Here is a 17757-nt window from a genome sequence, read left to right as displayed (position 1 = left end):
TCATGGCAGAATTGACCACGTTGGCCCGACCTTACGCTAAGGCAGCCTTCGAGCACGCCCAGGCCCACCAGCAGCTGGCCTCTTGGTCAGCCATGCTCGGCCTGGCTGCAGCAGTGTCGCAAGACGGCACCATGCAGCGCGTGCTCAAGGCCCCGCGACTGACGAGCGCAGACAAGGCCGCCACTTTTATTGAAGTGTGCGGCGACAAGTTTGATGTGAAAGTGCAGAACTTCATCAATGTCATCGCCGAAAACGACCGTCTCCTGCTTTTGCCGGAGATTGCCGCTCTGTTCGACCTGTACAAGGCCGAGCAAGAGAAATCGATAGACGTTGAAGTGACCAGTGCTTTTGCATTGAACCAAGAACAGCAAGACAAACTCGCCAAGGTTCTCAGTGCACGACTCGACCGGGAAGTGCGCCTGCAAGTTGCGGAAGACCCATCCCTTATTGGGGGTGTTGTCATTCGCGCCGGCGACCTGGTTATCGATGGCTCGATTCGCGGCAAACTCGCGAATCTTGCCGAAGCATTGAAATCTTGAGTTTGAAGGGGCAGCAGAGCAATGCAGCAACTCAATCCTTCCGAAATAAGTGAAATTATCAAGGGCCGCATCGACAAGCTCGATGTGACCTCCCAAGCCCGTAACGAAGGCACTGTCGTCAGCGTATCTGACGGCATCGTGCGGATTCACGGTCTGGCCGACGTTATGTACGGCGAGATGATCGAGTTTCCGGGCGGCGTCTACGGTATGGCCCTCAACCTGGAGCAAGACTCCGTAGGTGCCGTTGTATTGGGCGCGTACACCAGTCTGGCTGAAGGCATGAGCGCCAAGTGCACTGGCCGCATCCTGGAGGTTCCGGTTGGTAAGGAATTGCTGGGTCGCGTAGTCGACGCACTGGGTAACCCTGTTGACGGTAAAGGTCCACTGGGCAACACCGAGACCGACGCGGTCGAGAAAGTTGCTCCAGGCGTGATCTGGCGTAAGTCGGTAGACCAGCCTGTACAGACTGGCTACAAGGCTGTCGATGCCATGATCCCAGTCGGCCGTGGCCAGCGTGAGCTGATCATCGGTGACCGTCAGATCGGTAAAACCGCTCTGGCGATCGACGCGATCATCAACCAGAAGAACAGCGGCATTTTCTGCGTCTACGTAGCGATCGGTCAGAAGCAATCGACCATCGCCAACGTCGTTCGCAAGCTGGAAGAAAACGGCGCCCTGGCCAACACGATCATCGTGGCTGCCAGTGCTTCGGAATCTCCTGCGCTGCAATTCCTGGCACCGTACTCCGGTTGCACCATGGGTGAATTCTTCCGCGACCGCGGTGAAGACGCGCTGATCGTTTATGACGATCTGTCCAAGCAAGCAGTGGCTTACCGCCAGATTTCCCTGCTGCTGCGTCGTCCACCAGGCCGTGAAGCCTACCCAGGCGACGTGTTCTATCTCCACTCCCGTCTGCTGGAGCGCGCATCCCGCGTTTCGGAAGAGTACGTAGAGAAGTTCACCAACGGCGCAGTGACCGGCAAAACCGGTTCCCTGACCGCACTGCCGATCATCGAAACCCAGGCTGGCGACGTTTCCGCGTTCGTTCCGACCAACGTGATTTCCATCACCGACGGTCAGATCTTCCTGGAATCGGCCATGTTCAACTCGGGCATCCGCCCTGCAGTGAACGCCGGTGTTTCGGTATCCCGTGTGGGTGGTGCCGCTCAGACCAAGATCATCAAGAAGCTCTCCGGTGGTATCCGTACCGCTCTGGCTCAGTACCGTGAACTGGCCGCATTCGCCCAGTTCGCTTCTGACCTGGACGAAGCGACCCGTAAGCAACTTGAGCATGGTCAGCGCGTTACCGAGCTGATGAAGCAGAAGCAATACGCCCCAATGTCGATCGCTGACATGGCGTTGTCGCTGTATGCCGCTGAGCGTGGGTTCCTGACCGACGTTGAAATCGCCAAGGTCGGCAGCTTTGAACAAGCGCTGATTGCTTACTTCAACCGCGATCACGCCGAGTTGATGGCGAAGATCAACGTGAAGGGTGACTTCAATGACGATATCGACGCTGGCATGAAAGCCGGTATCGAGAAGTTCAAGGCCACCCAAACCTGGTAAGCCGCAGCGGGAGCCGCAAGGCTCCCGCTTGCTAACCTGATAGGTGTTACATGGCAGGCGCAAAAGAGATTCGCAGTAAGATTGCGAGCATCAAAAGCACGCAAAAAATTACCAGCGCCATGGAAAAAGTGGCGGTCAGCAAAATGCGCAAGGCACAAATGCGCATGGCTGCTAGCCGTCCTTATGCGGAGCGTATCCGCCAGGTAATTGGGCATCTGGCCAACGCCAACCCGGAATACCGCCACCCTTTCATGATCGAACGCGCCGTCAAGCGTGTGGGTTATGTGGTAGTGAGCAGTGACCGTGGTTTGTGCGGTGGTTTGAATACCAACCTGTTCAAGGCCCTGGTCAAGGACATGGCGGTAAACCGCGAAAACGGCGTCGAGATCGATCTGTGTGTTGTTGGTAGCAAGGGTGCGGCCTTTTTCCGCAACTTCGGCGGTAACGTCGTTGCAGCTATCAGCCACCTGGGTGAAGAGCCGTCGATCAATGATTTGATCGGCAGTGTGAAGGTGATGCTGGATGCGTACCTGGAAGGCCGGATTGACCGCCTCTCCGTGGTATCCAACAAGTTCATCAACACCATGACCCAGCAGCCAACCGTGGAGCAATTGATTCCACTGGTGGCGACTCCGGATCAGGAACTCAAGCACCACTGGGACTACCTCTACGAACCAGACGCCAAAGAGCTGCTTGACGGCTTGATGGTGCGCTACGTGGAGTCGCAGGTGTACCAGGCGGTGGTCGAGAACAACGCAGCTGAACAAGCGGCGCGGATGATCGCGATGAAAAACGCTACCGATAACGCCGGTGATCTGATCAGCGATTTGCAGCTGATCTACAACAAGGCGCGTCAGGCTGCGATCACCCAAGAGATCTCGGAAATCGTCGGCGGCGCTGCCGCGGTTTAACGGTTCAAATATTCAGAGGATCCAGCTATGAGTAGCGGACGTATCGTTCAAATCATCGGCGCCGTTATCGACGTGGAATTTCCACGCGACAGCGTACCGAGCATCTACAACGCGCTGAAAGTACAAGGCGCGGAAACTACTCTGGAAGTTCAGCAGCAGCTGGGCGACGGCGTAGTTCGTACCATTGCGATGGGTTCCACCGAAGGCTTGAAGCGCGGTCTGGACGTTATCGACTCCGGCGCTGCCATCTCCGTACCGGTCGGTAAAGCGACCCTGGGCCGGATCATGGACGTACTGGGCAACCCGATTGACGAAGCTGGCCCGATCGACACTGAAGAGCGCTGGGGCATTCACCGTCCAGCACCTTCGTTCGCGGAACAAGCTGGCGGCAACGACCTGCTGGAAACCGGCATCAAGGTTATCGACCTGGTTTGCCCGTTCGCCAAGGGCGGTAAAGTCGGTCTGTTCGGTGGTGCCGGTGTAGGCAAGACCGTAAACATGATGGAACTGATCCGTAACATCGCCATCGAGCACAGCGGTTATTCCGTGTTCGCCGGTGTGGGTGAGCGTACTCGTGAGGGTAACGACTTCTACCACGAGATGAAGGACTCCAACGTTCTGGACAAAGTGGCACTGGTCTACGGTCAGATGAACGAGCCGCCGGGAAACCGTCTGCGCGTGGCACTGACTGGCCTGACCATGGCCGAGAAGTTCCGTGACGAAGGTAACGACGTTCTGCTGTTCGTCGACAACATCTACCGTTACACCCTGGCCGGTACTGAAGTATCCGCACTGCTGGGCCGTATGCCTTCCGCAGTAGGTTACCAGCCGACCCTGGCTGAAGAGATGGGCGTTCTGCAGGAACGTATCACTTCGACCAAGGAAGGTTCGATCACTTCGATCCAAGCGGTATACGTACCTGCGGATGACTTGACCGACCCATCGCCTGCGACCACCTTCGCCCACTTGGACGCCACCGTCGTTCTGTCCCGTGACATCGCTTCCCTGGGTATCTACCCAGCGGTCGATCCACTCGACTCGACTTCGCGCCAGCTGGACCCGAACGTGATCGGCCAGGAGCACTACGACACCGCTCGCGGCGTTCAGTACGTGCTGCAGCGTTACAAAGAACTGAAGGACATCATTGCGATCCTGGGTATGGACGAGCTGTCGGAAGCCGACAAGCAGTTGGTAAACCGTGCTCGTAAGATCCAGCGCTTCTTGTCGCAGCCGTTCTTCGTGGCTGAAGTCTTCACCGGTGCTTCGGGTAAATACGTTTCCCTGAAAGACACCATTGCTGGCTTCAAAGGCATCCTCAACGGTGACTACGACCACCTGCCAGAACAAGCGTTCTACATGGTCGGCGGCATCGAAGAAGCGATCGAGAAAGCCAAGAAACTGTAATCCAGGCGCCCGGAAACGGGCGCTCATCAGGTTGAGGCAATCAGATGGCTATGACAGTCCATTGCGATATCGTCAGCGCGGAAGGGGAAATCTTCTCCGGTCTGGTAGAAATGGTGATTGCACACGGCGAACTCGGTGACCTGGGTATTGCCATGGGCCACGCGCCATTGATCACCAGCTTGAAGCCAGGTCCGATCACTCTGACCAAGCAAGGCGGGGAAAAGGAGGTGTTTTACATCTCCGGTGGTTTCCTTGAGGTTCAGCCGAACATGGTCAAGGTACTTGCCGACACCGTGCAACGTGCTGGCGACCTGGATGAAGCCTCCGCTCAGGAAGCCGTCAAGGCTGCCGAGAAGGCCCTGAACGAAAAGGGTGCGGACTTCGACTACAGCGCTGCTGCTGTACGTCTGGCCGAGGCTGCAGCTCAGCTGCGCACGCTCCAGCAGATCCGCAAGAAGTAAGCGGCGAAGCCGTGACGCTTATGCGCGATTGATTAAAAAGGGTAGCCTCGGCTACCCTTTTTCTTTTTTAGCAAAACACATCTTTGGTCTGAAGCCGGACCGCCCAGGATTGGTAGCCATTCATGTCTCTTGAAATCGTCATTCTCGCCGCAGGCCAGGGCACCCGCATGCGTTCGGCCTTGCCCAAGGTGCTGCACCCGGTCGCGGGCAATTCCATGCTTGGGCATGTTATCCACAGCGCTCGTCAATTGGACCCACAACGTATCCACGTGGTGATCGGCCACGGTGCTGATGTGGTGCGCGAGCGCCTGGCGGCGGATGACCTGAATTTCGTATTACAGGACAAACAACTGGGCACCGGCCACGCCACCGCGCAAGCTGTGCCGTTCATTACCGCTGACACCGTGCTGATCCTCTACGGTGACGTGCCGCTGATCGAAGTGGAAACCCTGCAACGCCTGCTCAAGCATGTGGCGCCCGGCCAGATGGGCCTGCTCACCGTTGAGCTGGATGACCCCACCGGTTACGGGCGCATCGTGCGCGGTGCCGACGGCAAGGTCGCGGCGATCGTCGAGCACAAGGACGCCAGTGAAGCCCAGCGGGCTATCACCGAAGGCAACACCGGCATCCTTGCGGTGCCTGCCAATAAGCTCGCCGACTGGATGAGCCGCCTGTCCAACAACAACGCCCAGGGCGAGTACTACCTCACCGACGTGATCGAGATGGCCGTGAGTGATGGTCTGCTGGTCGCCACCGAACAGCCCCACGACCCGATGGAAGTGCAGGGCGCCAATGATCGCAAGCAGCTTGCAGAGCTCGAGCGTCACTACCAACTGCGTGAAGGCCGCCGCCTGATGGCCCAGGGCGTGACCCTGCGCGACCCTGCGCGTTTTGACGTCCGCGGTGAGGTCACCGTGGGCCGCGATGTGCTGATCGACATCAACGTGATCCTTGAAGGCCGCGTGATCATCGAAGACGACGTGGTCATTGGCCCGAACTGCGTGATCAAGGACAGCACCCTGCGCAAGGGGGTGGTGATCAAGGCCAACAGCCATATCGACGGCGCCGTAATGGGCGAGGGCAGCGATGCCGGTCCGTTTGCGCGGTTGCGTCCGGGCACTGTGATGGGCGCCAGGGCGCACGTCGGCAATTTCGTCGAACTGAAAAACGCGCAAATGGGCGACGACGCAAAGGCCGGTCACCTGGCTTATCTGGGGGATGCGGTGATCGGTGCGCGCAGCAACATCGGCGCTGGCGCGATCACCTGCAACTACGACGGTGCCAACAAGTACCAGACCACCATTGGCGAGGACGTATTCATCGGCTCGAATAATTCGCTGATTGCACCTGTGACGATCGGCGATGGTTCGAACACTGCCGCGGGCTCAACCATCAACCAGGATGTGGATAAGTCCCAACTGGCCGTGGCCCGTGCACGCCAACGTAACATCGACGGCTGGAAACGCCCCGTCAAAATCAAAAAGACCTGAGTTATCCACAGTCTCATCAGCAGCGCTATCCAAATGTGGGAGGGGGCTTGCCCCGATGGCGGATTTTCAGTCAATGTTTTAGTCGACTGATCTCCTGCAATCGGGGGCAAGCCCCTTCCCACATTTGTCGTGCGTTGCTTGAAAAATCTGTTTCCGACGCTTGACGATATCTTCTCAATAGGTTTTGATTGCCTTCGTTATCTTTCGAAACGAAACTTATCATCGCCATGTCGAAACGAAATACACCCCAACGACGCCACAACATCCTGACCTTGCTCAACGAACAGGGCGAAGTCAGCGTGGACGAACTGGCCAAGCGTTTCGAAACCTCGGAAGTCACTATCCGCAAGGACTTGGCCGCGCTCGAAAGTAACGGCCTGTTGCTGCGTCGTTATGGTGGTGCGATCACCATGCCTCAGGAACTGGTCGGCGACCCCGCCCAACCGGTCTCGGCCTACAAACGTGCGATCGCCCGTGCTGCGGTGATGCGTTTGCGTGAACACGCCCGCATCATCATCGACAGCGGCAGCACCACCGCCGCCATGATCCCGGAACTGGGCCACCAGCCCGGCCTGGTGGTCATGACCAACTCCCTGCACGTGGCCAGCGCCTTGAGCGAACTGGAACACGAACCGGTGCTGTTGATGACCGGCGGCACCTGGGACCCGCATTCGGACTCGTTCCAGGGCCAGGTCGCCGAGCAGGTGTTGCGTTCCTACGACTTTGATCAACTGTTCATCGGCGCCGACGGTATCGATCTGCAGCGTGGCACCACCACCTTCAACGAATTACTGGGCCTGAGCCGTGTGATGGCCGAGGTCGCCCGTGAAGTGGTGGTGATGGTCGAATCCGACAAGATCGGCCGCAAGATTCCCAACCTGGAACTGCCCTGGAGCAGCGTCCATACCCTTATTACCGATGATCGCCTGCCGCTTGAGGCCCGCGACCAGATCCAAGCCCGCGGCATTACGCTGATATGCGCGGCAATCATCTAGGAGAAGCACCATGTGTGGAATTGTTGGCGCAGTCGCCGAACGTAACGTAACGGCCATCCTGCTTGAAGGCCTCAAGCGCCTGGAATACCGCGGCTACGACAGCGCGGGCGTGGCCGTCTTCACCAACGCGGGCAAGCTTGAGCGCATGCGCCGCCCAGGCAAGGTCAGCGAGTTGGAGCAGGCGTTGGCCGGCGAGCCGCTGGTAGGTCGCCTGGGGATTGCCCACACCCGCTGGGCTACCCACGGCGCACCGTGCGAGCGTAATGCCCACCCGCACTTCTCCGGTGACTTGGCGGTGGTGCACAACGGCATCATCGAAAACCACGAAGTGCTGCGCGAACAACTCAAGAGCATGGGCTACGTGTTCACCTCGGACACCGACACCGAAGTCATCGCCCACCTGCTCAACCACAAGCTCAAGGACCACAGCGACCTGACCGCCGCCCTCAAGGCCACGGTCAAGGAACTGCACGGCGCCTACGGTCTGGCCGTGGTCAGCGCCAGCCAACCGGACCGCGTGGTTGCCGCCCGCAGTGGCAGCCCGCTGGTGATCGGCCTGGGCCTGGGAGAGAACTTCCTCGCCTCCGACCAACTGGCCCTGCGCCAGGTGACCGACCGCTTCATGTACCTGGAGGAGGGCGATATTGCTGACATTCGCCGTGAAAGCGTGGCGATCTGGGACGTGAACGGTAATTCCGTCGAACGCGAAGCCGTGCAATATCGCGACGGTGCCGAGGCCGCCGACAAAGGCGAGTTCCGCCACTTCATGCTCAAGGAAATCCACGAACAGCCATCCGTGGTGCAACGCACCCTGGAAGGCCGCCTTGGCGACAAGCAAGTGCTGGTCAACGCCTTCGGCCCCCAGGCCGCCGAGCTGTTCGCCAAAGTGCGCAATGTGCAGATCGTGGCCTGTGGCACCAGCTACCACGCCGGTATGGTTGCCCGTTACTGGCTGGAAGAACTGGCCGGCATCCCGTGCCAGGTCGAAGTCGCCAGTGAGTTCCGCTACCGCAAGGTGGTGGTGCAGCCCGATACCCTGTTCGTGACCATCTCCCAGTCCGGCGAAACCGCCGACACCCTGGCCGCGCTGCGCAATGCCAAGGAACTGGGTTTCCTCGCCAGCCTGGCGATCTGCAACGTCAGCATCAGCTCCCTGGTGCGTGAGTCCGACCTGACCCTGCTGACCCAGGCCGGTCGCGAAATCGGCGTGGCCTCCACCAAAGCGTTCACCACCCAGTTGGTTGGCCTGTTGCTGCTGACCCTGTCCCTGGGCCAGGTTCGCGGCACCTTGGCTGCTGGCGTCGAAGCCACCCTGGTGGAAGAACTGCGCCGCCTGCCGACCCGCCTGGGCGAAGCCTTGGCCATGGACAGCACCGTGGAAAAAGTCGCCGAGTTGTTTGCCGACAAGAACCACACTCTGTTCCTCGGCCGTGGCGCGCAGTACCCGGTGGCGATGGAAGGCTCGCTGAAGCTCAAGGAAATTTCGTACATCCACGCCGAAGCCTACCCGGCCGGTGAGCTCAAGCACGGCCCGTTGGCCCTGGTGGACGACGACATGCCGGTGGTCACCGTAGCGCCGAACAACGAACTGCTGGAGAAGCTCAAGTCCAACCTGCAGGAAGTCCGCGCCCGTGGCGGCCAACTGATCGTGTTCGCCGACGAAAAAGCCGGCATGACCAACGGCGAAGGCACCCACGTCATCAACATGCCGCACATCCACGACACCCTGTCGCCGATCCTCTACACCATCCCGCTGCAACTGCTGTCGTACTACGTCGCCGTGCTCAAAGGCACCGACGTTGACCAGCCGCGCAACCTGGCGAAGTCGGTGACGGTGGAGTAACCCGCTCCACCCTGGAGGCCCGCCCGGGTCTCCAGGTACCCGCGAAAGGACGCGCCTTCGATGAACACCCCCTCGCAAATCCACGAGCGTTTGCACAACCGCCGATTCACCGTCGCCAATAACACCCACGGGCTGTCCGGCGCGGGTACGGTGTTTCATTACCTTGTCGAGGGCGATGCCATTTCCGGTACCTACCAAGGCGGCCGAATTCGCCTGGGTACGCAGGTCGGCCGCGTCACAGGCCCGGACGCTATCGAGCTGCTGTATCAGTGCCTGACGCTGGAAGGTGAGCTGCTGGCCGGCTGGTCGCGGGGCGTCATCGGTGTCGATGCTGCCGGGCGTACCACGCTGAGTTTCGTGTGGGGTTGGTTGTCGGGGGCGACAGGAGGTGGGGAGTCGAACTACGTGGAGCTTGCAGAGTGTGATGGCCACTCCTAAGGCACAAACTCCACCCTCAACCCCCGACTCGCACTGCGTCCCTGATCATCACTGACCCGCAGCCGATACTCCCCCGACTTGCCCGGCCGCCAGTTCAATGTGGCTTGCGGCGGGCCCTGCCCGATCAAGGTTTGATCAGCAAACCAGTACAGCGTCGCCGCATCGCTGGCCGCATTCGCGTTCAGCGGGATGCTTTCCTGGGGGGCGGACAGGCGCAACTGATAACTCACTTGAGTCAGCGGCGAACGGATCTGCGGGGCTTCGCTCTGGTCGCTGATGCGGCTGGGCTGGCAGTTTTTCAGCACGTTGGGTGGCGTGCGGCGGGGCAGGCCGGCGGCGCGGTACAGGCGTTGTATGTCGCTGGGCCAGAATTCGAAGACTTCCTCGCGGGTGTATTGCGCCTCGAACGGCGGGCACGCGGCTTTGCCGGTACGGGTGTCGATCAGTACCGGGCGGTGCAGGTTGGACACGCGAATCGGTGAAACACCGGGGATGTACCAGGTCTTGCGGGTTTGCGGGCACCAGCGGTTGGGCAACTCGCCCGAGGCGGCGCAGACGTCGATGCGCACCAGGCCGGCGGGTGGTTTGTCGGCCTTGATCACGACGTTGGGCAAGGCCAGGGGCAGGGCGTCGGCGATACGGAAGAACAGCGGCGCGGCGGTCTTGGCACCGATAAACGCCGGGTTGGGGCGACCATCGAAGTTGCCCACCCACACCACCAGCACGTAAGGGCCGACCAGGCCCGCGCTCCACGCATCATGGAACCCCCAGGACGTGCCGGTTTTCCAGGCGGTGCGCCAGTGCCGCGCGGGCAGGCCATCCGGTCGCGGGTTGCGGCGCAGCATGTCGCGCACCATGAAGGCCGCCTGCGGGGTGAGGAGTTGCGGGCCGGTGGCCTGGGGCTGCTCCTGCAGATAGCGCAACGGCCGCAGATGGCCGTCGCCCGCCAGCATCACGTACAGCCGCGCCAGTTCCTCGGGTGTCATCTCACCGCCACCGAGGGCCAGGGCCAGGCCGTAATGGCTTTCACCGCGCAGGCCCTTGATCCCCGCGCGTTGCAACAAACCATACAACGACGGCGACTTCACCTGGCTGGCCAACCACACCGCCGGGATATTGCGGCTACGGATCAATGCATCCCGTGCGGTCAGAGGCCCGACAAAACTGCCGTCGAAATTTTCCGGCTGGAAGTAGCCGAAGTTACTGGGCAAATCCTTGAGGATACTCATGGGGTGGATCACCCCTTGATCCAGCGCCAGCCCGTAGAGAAACGGCTTGAGGGTCGACCCTGGAGAACGGCGTGACAATACGCCGTTGACCTGGCCGTGGATGCCTGTGGATAAGTAATCCGCCGAGCCCACCAGCGCCTTGACGCTTTGGTCGCGGCTGTCGATCAGGATGGCCGTGGCATTTTCCACACCGGTGCTGCGCCGCTCGGCTATAAAGCCGCTGATCAGGCGTTCGAGCAGTTGCTGCAGGGGCAGGTTGAGGGTGCTGTTGAGTTCGTTGCCGGGCTGGGAGGCCAACAGCTGCTCGCTCAGATGCGGCGCCAGAAACGGGATCTGCTGGCGGTTGCGGGCTTCCAGGGGCAGGTCGAGCAAACTGTCGTTACGCGGGTCTTGTGGATAAGTTTCACGCCAGTCATTCATCAAGCGCAGTCGCGCGTTTTGCAGTGACGGCCCAAAGCGTGCGCGCCGCCCTGGCTGCTGGGGAATCACCGCCAGCGCCAAGGCTTCGGACAACGACAACTGCGCCGCCGCCTTGCCAAAGTAGATGCGACTGGCCGCTTCGGCGCCTTCGATATTGCCGCCCATGGGCGCCAGGTTCAGGTACGCCTCGAGGATGTCGTGCTTGCTGTAGCGCGCTTCCAGCCACAAGGCCAACGCCATCTGCTGCAATTTGCCGGGTACCTGACGGGTGTTGAGATCCCACAGGCGCCGTGCCAGTTGCATGCTCAAGGTCGAGCCGCCCTGGCGTTGGCCGCCGCTGTAGGTGGCCAGGGCCGCGCGCAGCAACGCCGGGGGATTGATCCCCGGGTGCCAATGGAAATTGCGGTCTTCCTTGAGCAGCAAGGCCTCCACCAGTGACGGCGAGATGCGCTCCAGCGGCAGCCATAAGCGGTATTGGCCGTCATCCGCCAGGGTCATGCGCAGCAGCGAACCGTCATCGGCCAGCACCACCCGTGACGACGTAACAGCCTGTTCCAGCGGAGCGTGGGGCCACAGCCGCAGCCCCGCCAGCACCAGCGCCGCTGCCAGCAGCGGCGCCAGGCGTTTAAGGCTTGGTAATTTCAAGCTGGCCTACTTTGCCGCGCCCTTGCAGGGTGGGTTCGTACATGCCTTCGGCGTAGGCCGGTGGCGTATTGAACGTGCCGGCGTTGGTGGCGCGCACGCGATAGACGAAGGTGCCTACGTCGCGCAGTGCCGTGCCGTACAACACCACCCGATCATCACGCACATCCACATAGTCCGGCTGCCAGTTGCTCAGCTCGGTTTCGCCGATGGGCGCTTGCCAGGCATCGGCTTCTTGTTCGCTTTCTTCTACGTATTCGGACGCTTCGCCTTCACTTTCCTCGCTGCTGGCGGCTTCCGGCTCCGGCGGCAAGTTATACACAGGCTCGACGCCACCGGGCAGCAGGTCGACCACCGCCACTTGCTGCACCTGGTCACGGTCGGTGGCACGCAGGCGCAAGCGCACCAGGAACTCATCGCCCACCGCCACTGTGCTCACCGGCTCGCCTTTGAGGTCGAGGTATTCGTGGATGATCTCCAGCCCGTTGTTGATCGGCTTGAGCTTGGCACCCTTATCGAAACCGGCTTCGCTGAGCATGTAGAACGCCGCCGGGCCGTCGGATTTTTCCATCAGCAGTTTTTGCGTGGCGCCCGGTACCGCCGCGCGGGGTGGCTGGCCGGCCATTTCCAGCAATTGTTGCTGCTTGTCGCCCAGCCAGGCAGTGGCCTTGAGGGTCATATCGCTTTGCGCGCGCTGGCCGTAGTTGTCCAAGGCCCGCAGTAACAGCGCCGCCGACAGCGAGTTGTAGCGCTGTTCGTTGAGGCGCTTGCCGAGTTTATCCAGCAGGGCGGTAGGAACATTGTCCAGCAACTCGGGGAAATGGCGAGCGAGCAGATGCAGGTGCTCGGCATCGTGGACCAGCGGGTCGTAATACAGGCCGTCGCTGTCCCACTTATCCACAAGCGAACGCCAAGGGATCTTGCGGAACAAGGTGTCGGCCTGGCGATCCTGCTTGAGCAGTTTGTAGCTGGCCGCCAAGTAGGCGGCGCCCAAGTCGTTCTGCCAGCTGTCCTTGAAGTAGCTTTCGTAGCGTTCGCGTATATCGCTCAAGGCGCCGCTCACCAGAATCCCCTGACGACTCAACAAGTAACTGGCGTAGGCGCGGTTGCGCAATTCAGACAGGCCTTCGCTCGGGCCGTTGGCCAGGTCCGTCAGATAGCTGTTGGCGCGCACCAGCAGGTCTTCCGGCACCGGTAGCCCGCGTTCCTTGGCTTCGATCAGGAAATCGGTGGCATATAGGCTGGCGTAGGGCGCTACGTCCGGGTTGGCGGCCCACAAACCGAAACCACCTGCCTGGTTCTGGCGCTGGCGCAACATGCGCACCGCGCTGCTGAAGGCCTGTTCTGCCTCGGGTGCGGTACCGCCCCAGATCAACGCCGGCATGGCCTTGGACACCAGTTGCTCGGTGCAGGCATAGCCGTAGTCATCCAGGTAATGCTTGAGGCCGTTGGCCCATACCAGCGGCGAGGCCGCCACACCCAGTTGCACATCGCGCAACTGGCTGAACAGTTCACGGGTGGGCTTGAGCTCTTTGCTGGCGCTGTCGAAACGACCCAGGCTCAGGGCCACGCGATGCTCGCTCAGAGGGCGAATCGAAGTGGTTTCCGCCACCTGGATCCGCTTGCCATCCGGCAACACGGCGACAAAGCGAAAATCCGCCGAACCGAGGGTTTCGCCGACCTTGATCTTGAACTCGGCGGTGCCCTCCTTGCGCGGTTGCAGGGACAAGGTGCTGGCTTTGTCGCCCTGCACCACCAGGCCGGCGCTGGTCTGCACTTCAAACTTCACGTTCGCCGCCGCCTCGAGGTTGCTGAATACCCCGGCGCTGACGTTGAACACATCACCCGGCGCCACGAAAGCCGGTACGTTCGGCGTGATGACAATCGGGCCACGGACCTCGGTATTGGCCTCGCTGACGCCCACGCTGTCGGCGTCCACAGCCACCGCGAACAGGTGCAGCTTGCCGTTGAAGCTGTCCGGCACCTGGTAATGCAGCACGGTTTCACCGGCGGGCAAGTCCACCAGCCCGGACCACCAGGCCACTGGCGGCTGATGTTTACGCTTGAACGGGTTGAGGTGATTAGCCAGGGCGCCTTCCGTATCGCCACCGGGCGCCGCCCCACTGAGCAGGCGGCTGAATTCCGGCAGGATCAGGTCAAGGATCTGACTGGTGCCGACTTCCAGCGCACGTTTCTGGAAGAAGAAACCCAGCGGGTCCGGCGTCTGGTAGCGCGCTACCTGCAAGATGCCTTCGTCCACTGCATACACCACAGCACGGCCGGGGCGGTCGGCGTTGACCTTGATGTCGAGGGTCTGTCCCGGCTCTATTTTCGCCGGGCCCTCGACCTTCAACGCCATGCGCCGCGCATCCAGGTTGATGCTGAACGGCACCACCCCGTAGGACAGCGGGCTCATGTAGACCTCGGACGAGCCGATGTCGCGCACAAACTGCACGTTGACGTAGGCATTGCCCTCAAGCCCCGCAGGCACGCGGATATGTTGCACGCTGTTGGTACTGTCGGCCTTGAACCACTGCTGGGTGTAGACCTTGTCCCGCTCGATGGTGATCAGCCCCGCACCGGTGTAAGGCGCGCGGATGCTGATCGCGATCTCATCGCCGGTGGCGTAGCTGCGTTTATCCAGGCGCAGTTGCAGCTCGGCATTGCGCTCCAGGGAGCGCGAGGTGTTGCCGCGTCCGGCCACGCTGTAGTCGATCTGGTTGAGCAGGTTGCCGTTGGCGTCCTTCACTTGCAGGGTGAAATCGCCAGGGGTGGCGGTGTTCAGGGCCTGCCTGGCGCCGTCCTTGGTCATCACCAGCGGAGAGGCCGGTTGGCTGATGTTCTTGATGCGCGACTCGTACTTGTAGGTGCCGTTGGACTGTTTCACCAGTACCGACACGTAGCGGTGCTCGACCACTTCGCTGGTCAGGCCATCCACCGCCAGCGGGGTGAGGTCTGGCGCGACGGCCAGCCATTGCACCTGGCGCGGGGCGTCCTTGGCGACGTACGACAGCGAGTCCTGACTTTTCACACCCACAAGGTAGGGCGCGGACGACACCAGCAAGGCACTTTGCGCCGCCACGTTACGGCCCCCTTCGGCCTCGAAGACCTGGGTCATCACTTGCAAGCGATAGGTGCTGTTGGCGAAGCGTTGCAGGTTGAGGTCGAGTACGGCCTGGCCGTTGTCGTCGACGGTGGTTTCGGCCAGGTCTTCGGTGCTGGCCTCTTCCAGGGAATCGTTGAGGCGGAAACGGTAGTCGGGGTAACGCTCGAATGCCGCGAGCGTCGGGCTCAGGGACATCTTCGCAGTGACGCGACGGCCGGCCGCCGGGGCGCCGAACAGGTGCATCGCGGTGACCTTGGCCACCACTTGGTCCGGTGGAATCCAGCCCTGTACCGGGGTGTCGTGCAGGCTCAGGCTGACCTTCATGCGGTCCGGTTCGAAATCGCGGACCTTGAAGCTGACACTGCCGAGGTCGGTGCGGGTCTGTTTCTGGCCAATCAACTGCAAGGTCGCGGTGTAGTCACCGGCGGGGGCGACTTCGCTGCTGGGGAAATCAAAGGTTTCAAAACCGCTGGCGGACAGCTTCAGCGGCTGGCGAATCACTTCAAGGCCGCGCGGGTCGGTGATCTGCAGCTCCACGGGCAGGCCTTGCAGGGCACCTTTCCAGTTGCCGCTGCGCACGATCATGCCCAGGTGCGCGGTCTCGCCAGGGCGGTAGAGGCCACGGTCGGTGAACAGGTAGGCGCTGAGGCGATCAATCGCGCCGTCTTCTTCCAAACCGCCTACGTCGAAGCGCGACAAATCCAGCTGCTGGGACTGACGGGCGATCGGCAGGAACGACTGGTCGTTGCCGCGAGTGACCACATACATCAGCGGCGTTTTCTCACGGCGCAGTTCATCCAGCTTGGCGAAATGCACGTGGCCTTCGCCGTCGGTGTGGCCGCTGCTCACGGGCAGACCGTTGCGGCCAATGATGTCGACCTGGGCGTCGGACACCGGCGAACCGTTACCGATGGATTGCACATACACGTCATGGCTGCCATCGCTGGAGCGCTTGGCGATGATGCCGAGGTCGGTGACCACGATAAAGCGCAGGTCAGAGGTGGTGCTGCGCGAATAGTCGAACGTGCGCTCGGCCGGCTCATCCTGAGGGCTGAGCTTGAGCACGAAAATGCCGCGACGGCCTCCGTTGGCGGTGAGGTAGTGGCTCAGATCGACGTTGTCATAGACGGTTTTCGCCGGGTCCGAGGACGACAGCGCAATATCCAGGGACTGGCGTTCAACCATGCGGTCGAAGTACTCGTTGCCGAAATTGGGCCGGGCAAAGCTGCCGCTGCTCTGGTCCACCAGGTGCTGCAATTGGTTGGGCAGCAAGCGCGCGATTTCCACATGGGCGCCAGGTACACCGCGGGCCATGAAACCCAGGCGTTTTTCGCCATTGAGGCTGAGCAACGCGCCGTCGGAGAGGAACTGCAAGGTGCGCGGATAAGCCGGCATGCTGATCAGCGAGGCCGTAGGGTTTTTCGCCAGGTAGCCACCGATGGCTTCCAGGTTGGCGGGCACGCGCACATACAGCGCACGGCCGGCCGGGGCCTTGAACTTGAAGGCATGCAGGGTATTCAGTGGTTCGACGCTGGGCACGTGGGTCAGCGTGACCTTGGTACTGCGGGCCAGCAGGGCGTCGTCGATGTCGTTGCTGTTATAGGGACGGGTGTCGTCCTGGGCCTTTTCCGGCAACAGCCAGGCCTGGACCTTACCGGCAATGGTCTCATCGGCCACGGCACTGGAGCTGCTGAACATCAACACCGGCTCAGGCTCGCCGCGTTCGTTATCCACAAAGCTCACTTCGGCGCCGGTAAAGGTCAGGCGATAGCGGCCGGGCACGGTGACTTCCGCCACCAGCGGCGCGGTGCTGGCGTTGCCGCCGTCGCGGGCCTTGATGCCTTCATCCAGCTTGGCGCTGACCGGCGTGCTTTCCAGCGGTGTGGCCAGGGCGGCGGAGCGCACGTAGGCGTTCAGCCTGGTCTCGTCGAAGCTGATGTCCGGGCGGTTGGGCAACTGGGCGTCGCGGTAGGCCAGGCCTTTGCCGAGGGTGACCGAAACGCGCTTGCGCAGGCTGTCTTCATCGACCGGGTGGGAAAAATGGAAGGTCGCCACCAGTTGTTTCATCGTCGGGTTCGACGGGTCTTGATACAACTCGTTGTGTGTCAGGGTGGCGCGGAACGGCTGGGTGGAGAACTGGCTGCTGTACTGACTGAGCAGTACGCCATCGGCCAGCAAACCTTTCCTGGCCAGATCAAGGGTGTAACCCGCTTCGATGGGCCAGTCTTTCTCCGGCACGAACAGCAGCGTGCGGTCGTCGGACCAACGCCAGCTCCCGGCCACATTGGGTTTGAGGGTGATGCCTTCGGTGACCGGCTTGCCAATGGCGGCCAGCGGGGCCACCGATTCGGCAAAACGCACTTGCAAGTTATCCACAACCGGCGGTTGCTGGGTGTAGTCCGTCAGGTTGGGTTTGTGCAGCGAATAGCCCACGGTATGGGGCTGCGGCAGGTTGGAGTACCAGTGCCAGCCGTAGAAGCCAGCGGCCGCCAGCAGCACCAGGCCCAATACGCCGGCACCGGCCTGGCGCGGATAAGCGCGGGCTTTGTTACCCAGGTTCGCCAGGCCACGGCCGATGGCGCGCAGCCACAGCGGCGGATGCCATTGGCCGAAAACGGCCCCCACCACAGTCAGAAACACACCGACAACACGACGGCTGATGGCTTTGAGCGAATCGAACATGGTGAGCATCCCTGGCTAAGTGCGGCGTATC

General features: G+C 61.3%; 11 protein-coding genes. 9 read left to right on the top strand and 2 right to left on the bottom strand.

Annotated features, from left to right (window positions below; translation table 11 throughout):
• The first annotated feature begins 2 nt into the window (after positions 1 to 2).
• The 9 genes from F6S08_RS00820 (at position 3) to F6S08_RS00780 (ending at position 9647) form a co-directional block, all read left to right on the top strand.
• On the top strand, positions 3 to 539 hold the full coding sequence (locus tag F6S08_RS00820; RefSeq protein ID WP_065926802.1) for a F0F1 ATP synthase subunit delta: 537 nt from the start codon (positions 3 to 5) through the stop codon (positions 537 to 539).
• Between the two features lie 21 nt (positions 540 to 560).
• On the top strand, positions 561 to 2105 hold the full coding sequence (atpA, locus tag F6S08_RS00815) for a F0F1 ATP synthase subunit alpha (RefSeq protein ID WP_003177064.1): 1545 nt from the start codon (positions 561 to 563) through the stop codon (positions 2103 to 2105).
• A gap of 50 nt (positions 2106 to 2155) precedes the next feature.
• Positions 2156 to 3016 (top strand): F0F1 ATP synthase subunit gamma, encoded by an 861-nt coding sequence (gene atpG, locus F6S08_RS00810; protein WP_003195829.1) that lies wholly within the window; start codon positions 2156 to 2158, stop codon positions 3014 to 3016.
• Between the two features lie 27 nt (positions 3017 to 3043).
• A complete protein-coding gene (atpD, locus tag F6S08_RS00805) occupies positions 3044 to 4420 on the top strand; it encodes a F0F1 ATP synthase subunit beta (protein ID WP_003177062.1) in 1377 nt (458 codons plus the stop codon).
• A 44-nt stretch (positions 4421 to 4464) separates the two neighbouring features.
• Positions 4465 to 4881, top strand: coding sequence for a F0F1 ATP synthase subunit epsilon (locus tag F6S08_RS00800; RefSeq protein WP_003177061.1), 417 nt, complete (start codon positions 4465 to 4467; stop codon positions 4879 to 4881).
• Between the two features lie 122 nt (positions 4882 to 5003).
• Positions 5004 to 6371, top strand: a complete 1368-nt coding sequence (gene glmU / locus F6S08_RS00795; RefSeq protein ID WP_065926801.1) for a bifunctional UDP-N-acetylglucosamine diphosphorylase/glucosamine-1-phosphate N-acetyltransferase GlmU — start codon at positions 5004 to 5006, stop codon at positions 6369 to 6371.
• A gap of 227 nt (positions 6372 to 6598) precedes the next feature.
• A complete protein-coding gene (locus F6S08_RS00790) occupies positions 6599 to 7366 on the top strand; it encodes a DeoR/GlpR family DNA-binding transcription regulator (RefSeq protein ID WP_027608178.1) in 768 nt (255 codons plus the stop codon).
• 10 nt (positions 7367 to 7376) lie between these two features.
• Positions 7377 to 9209 (top strand): glutamine--fructose-6-phosphate transaminase (isomerizing), encoded by a 1833-nt coding sequence (glmS, locus tag F6S08_RS00785; protein WP_065926800.1) that lies wholly within the window; start codon positions 7377 to 7379, stop codon positions 9207 to 9209.
• Between the two features lie 60 nt (positions 9210 to 9269).
• A complete protein-coding gene (locus tag F6S08_RS00780; protein ID WP_315871159.1) occupies positions 9270 to 9647 on the top strand; it encodes a hypothetical protein in 378 nt (125 codons plus the stop codon).
• Here the strand turns inward: F6S08_RS00780 and pbpC are convergent.
• The gene (pbpC, locus tag F6S08_RS00775) at positions 9644 to 11941 is read right to left on the bottom strand and encodes a penicillin-binding protein 1C (protein ID WP_315871158.1); all 2298 of its coding nucleotides are present in this window, start codon (positions 11939 to 11941) and stop codon (positions 9644 to 9646) included. The genes F6S08_RS00780 and pbpC overlap by 4 nt on opposite strands.
• Positions 11922 to 17726, bottom strand: a complete 5805-nt coding sequence (locus F6S08_RS00770) for an alpha-2-macroglobulin (protein ID WP_315871157.1) — start codon at positions 17724 to 17726, stop codon at positions 11922 to 11924. Before F6S08_RS00770 ends, pbpC begins: the two co-directional genes overlap by 20 nt.
• Positions 17727 to 17757: the final 31 nt, after the last annotated feature.

The organism is Pseudomonas sp. JV449, assembly GCF_032424295.1.
GTDB lineage: Bacteria > Pseudomonadota > Gammaproteobacteria > Pseudomonadales > Pseudomonadaceae > Aquipseudomonas > Aquipseudomonas marginalis.
This window is presented reverse-complemented; position numbering and strand designations above follow the sequence as displayed.

Bases quoted from the DNA above. Each gene is read 5' to 3' on its own strand.
- glmU (WP_065926801.1), top strand. From the start codon at position 5,004: ATGTCTCTTGAAATCGTCATTCTCGCCGCAGGCCAGGGCACCCGCATG.
- F6S08_RS00790 (WP_027608178.1), top strand. From the start codon at position 6,599: ATGTCGAAACGAAATACACCCCAACGACGCCACAACATCCTGACCTTG.
- F6S08_RS00820 (WP_065926802.1), top strand. From the start codon at position 3: ATGGCAGAATTGACCACGTTGGCCCGACCTTACGCTAAGGCAGCCTTC.
- F6S08_RS00770 (WP_315871157.1), bottom strand. From the start codon at position 17,726: ATGTTCGATTCGCTCAAAGCCATCAGCCGTCGTGTTGTCGGTGTGTTT.
- glmS (WP_065926800.1), top strand. From the start codon at position 7,377: ATGTGTGGAATTGTTGGCGCAGTCGCCGAACGTAACGTAACGGCCATC.
- F6S08_RS00780 (WP_315871159.1), top strand. From the start codon at position 9,270: ATGAACACCCCCTCGCAAATCCACGAGCGTTTGCACAACCGCCGATTC.
- F6S08_RS00800 (WP_003177061.1), top strand. From the start codon at position 4,465: ATGGCTATGACAGTCCATTGCGATATCGTCAGCGCGGAAGGGGAAATC.
- atpA (WP_003177064.1), top strand. From the start codon at position 561: ATGCAGCAACTCAATCCTTCCGAAATAAGTGAAATTATCAAGGGCCGC.
- atpG (WP_003195829.1), top strand. From the start codon at position 2,156: ATGGCAGGCGCAAAAGAGATTCGCAGTAAGATTGCGAGCATCAAAAGC.
- atpD (WP_003177062.1), top strand. From the start codon at position 3,044: ATGAGTAGCGGACGTATCGTTCAAATCATCGGCGCCGTTATCGACGTG.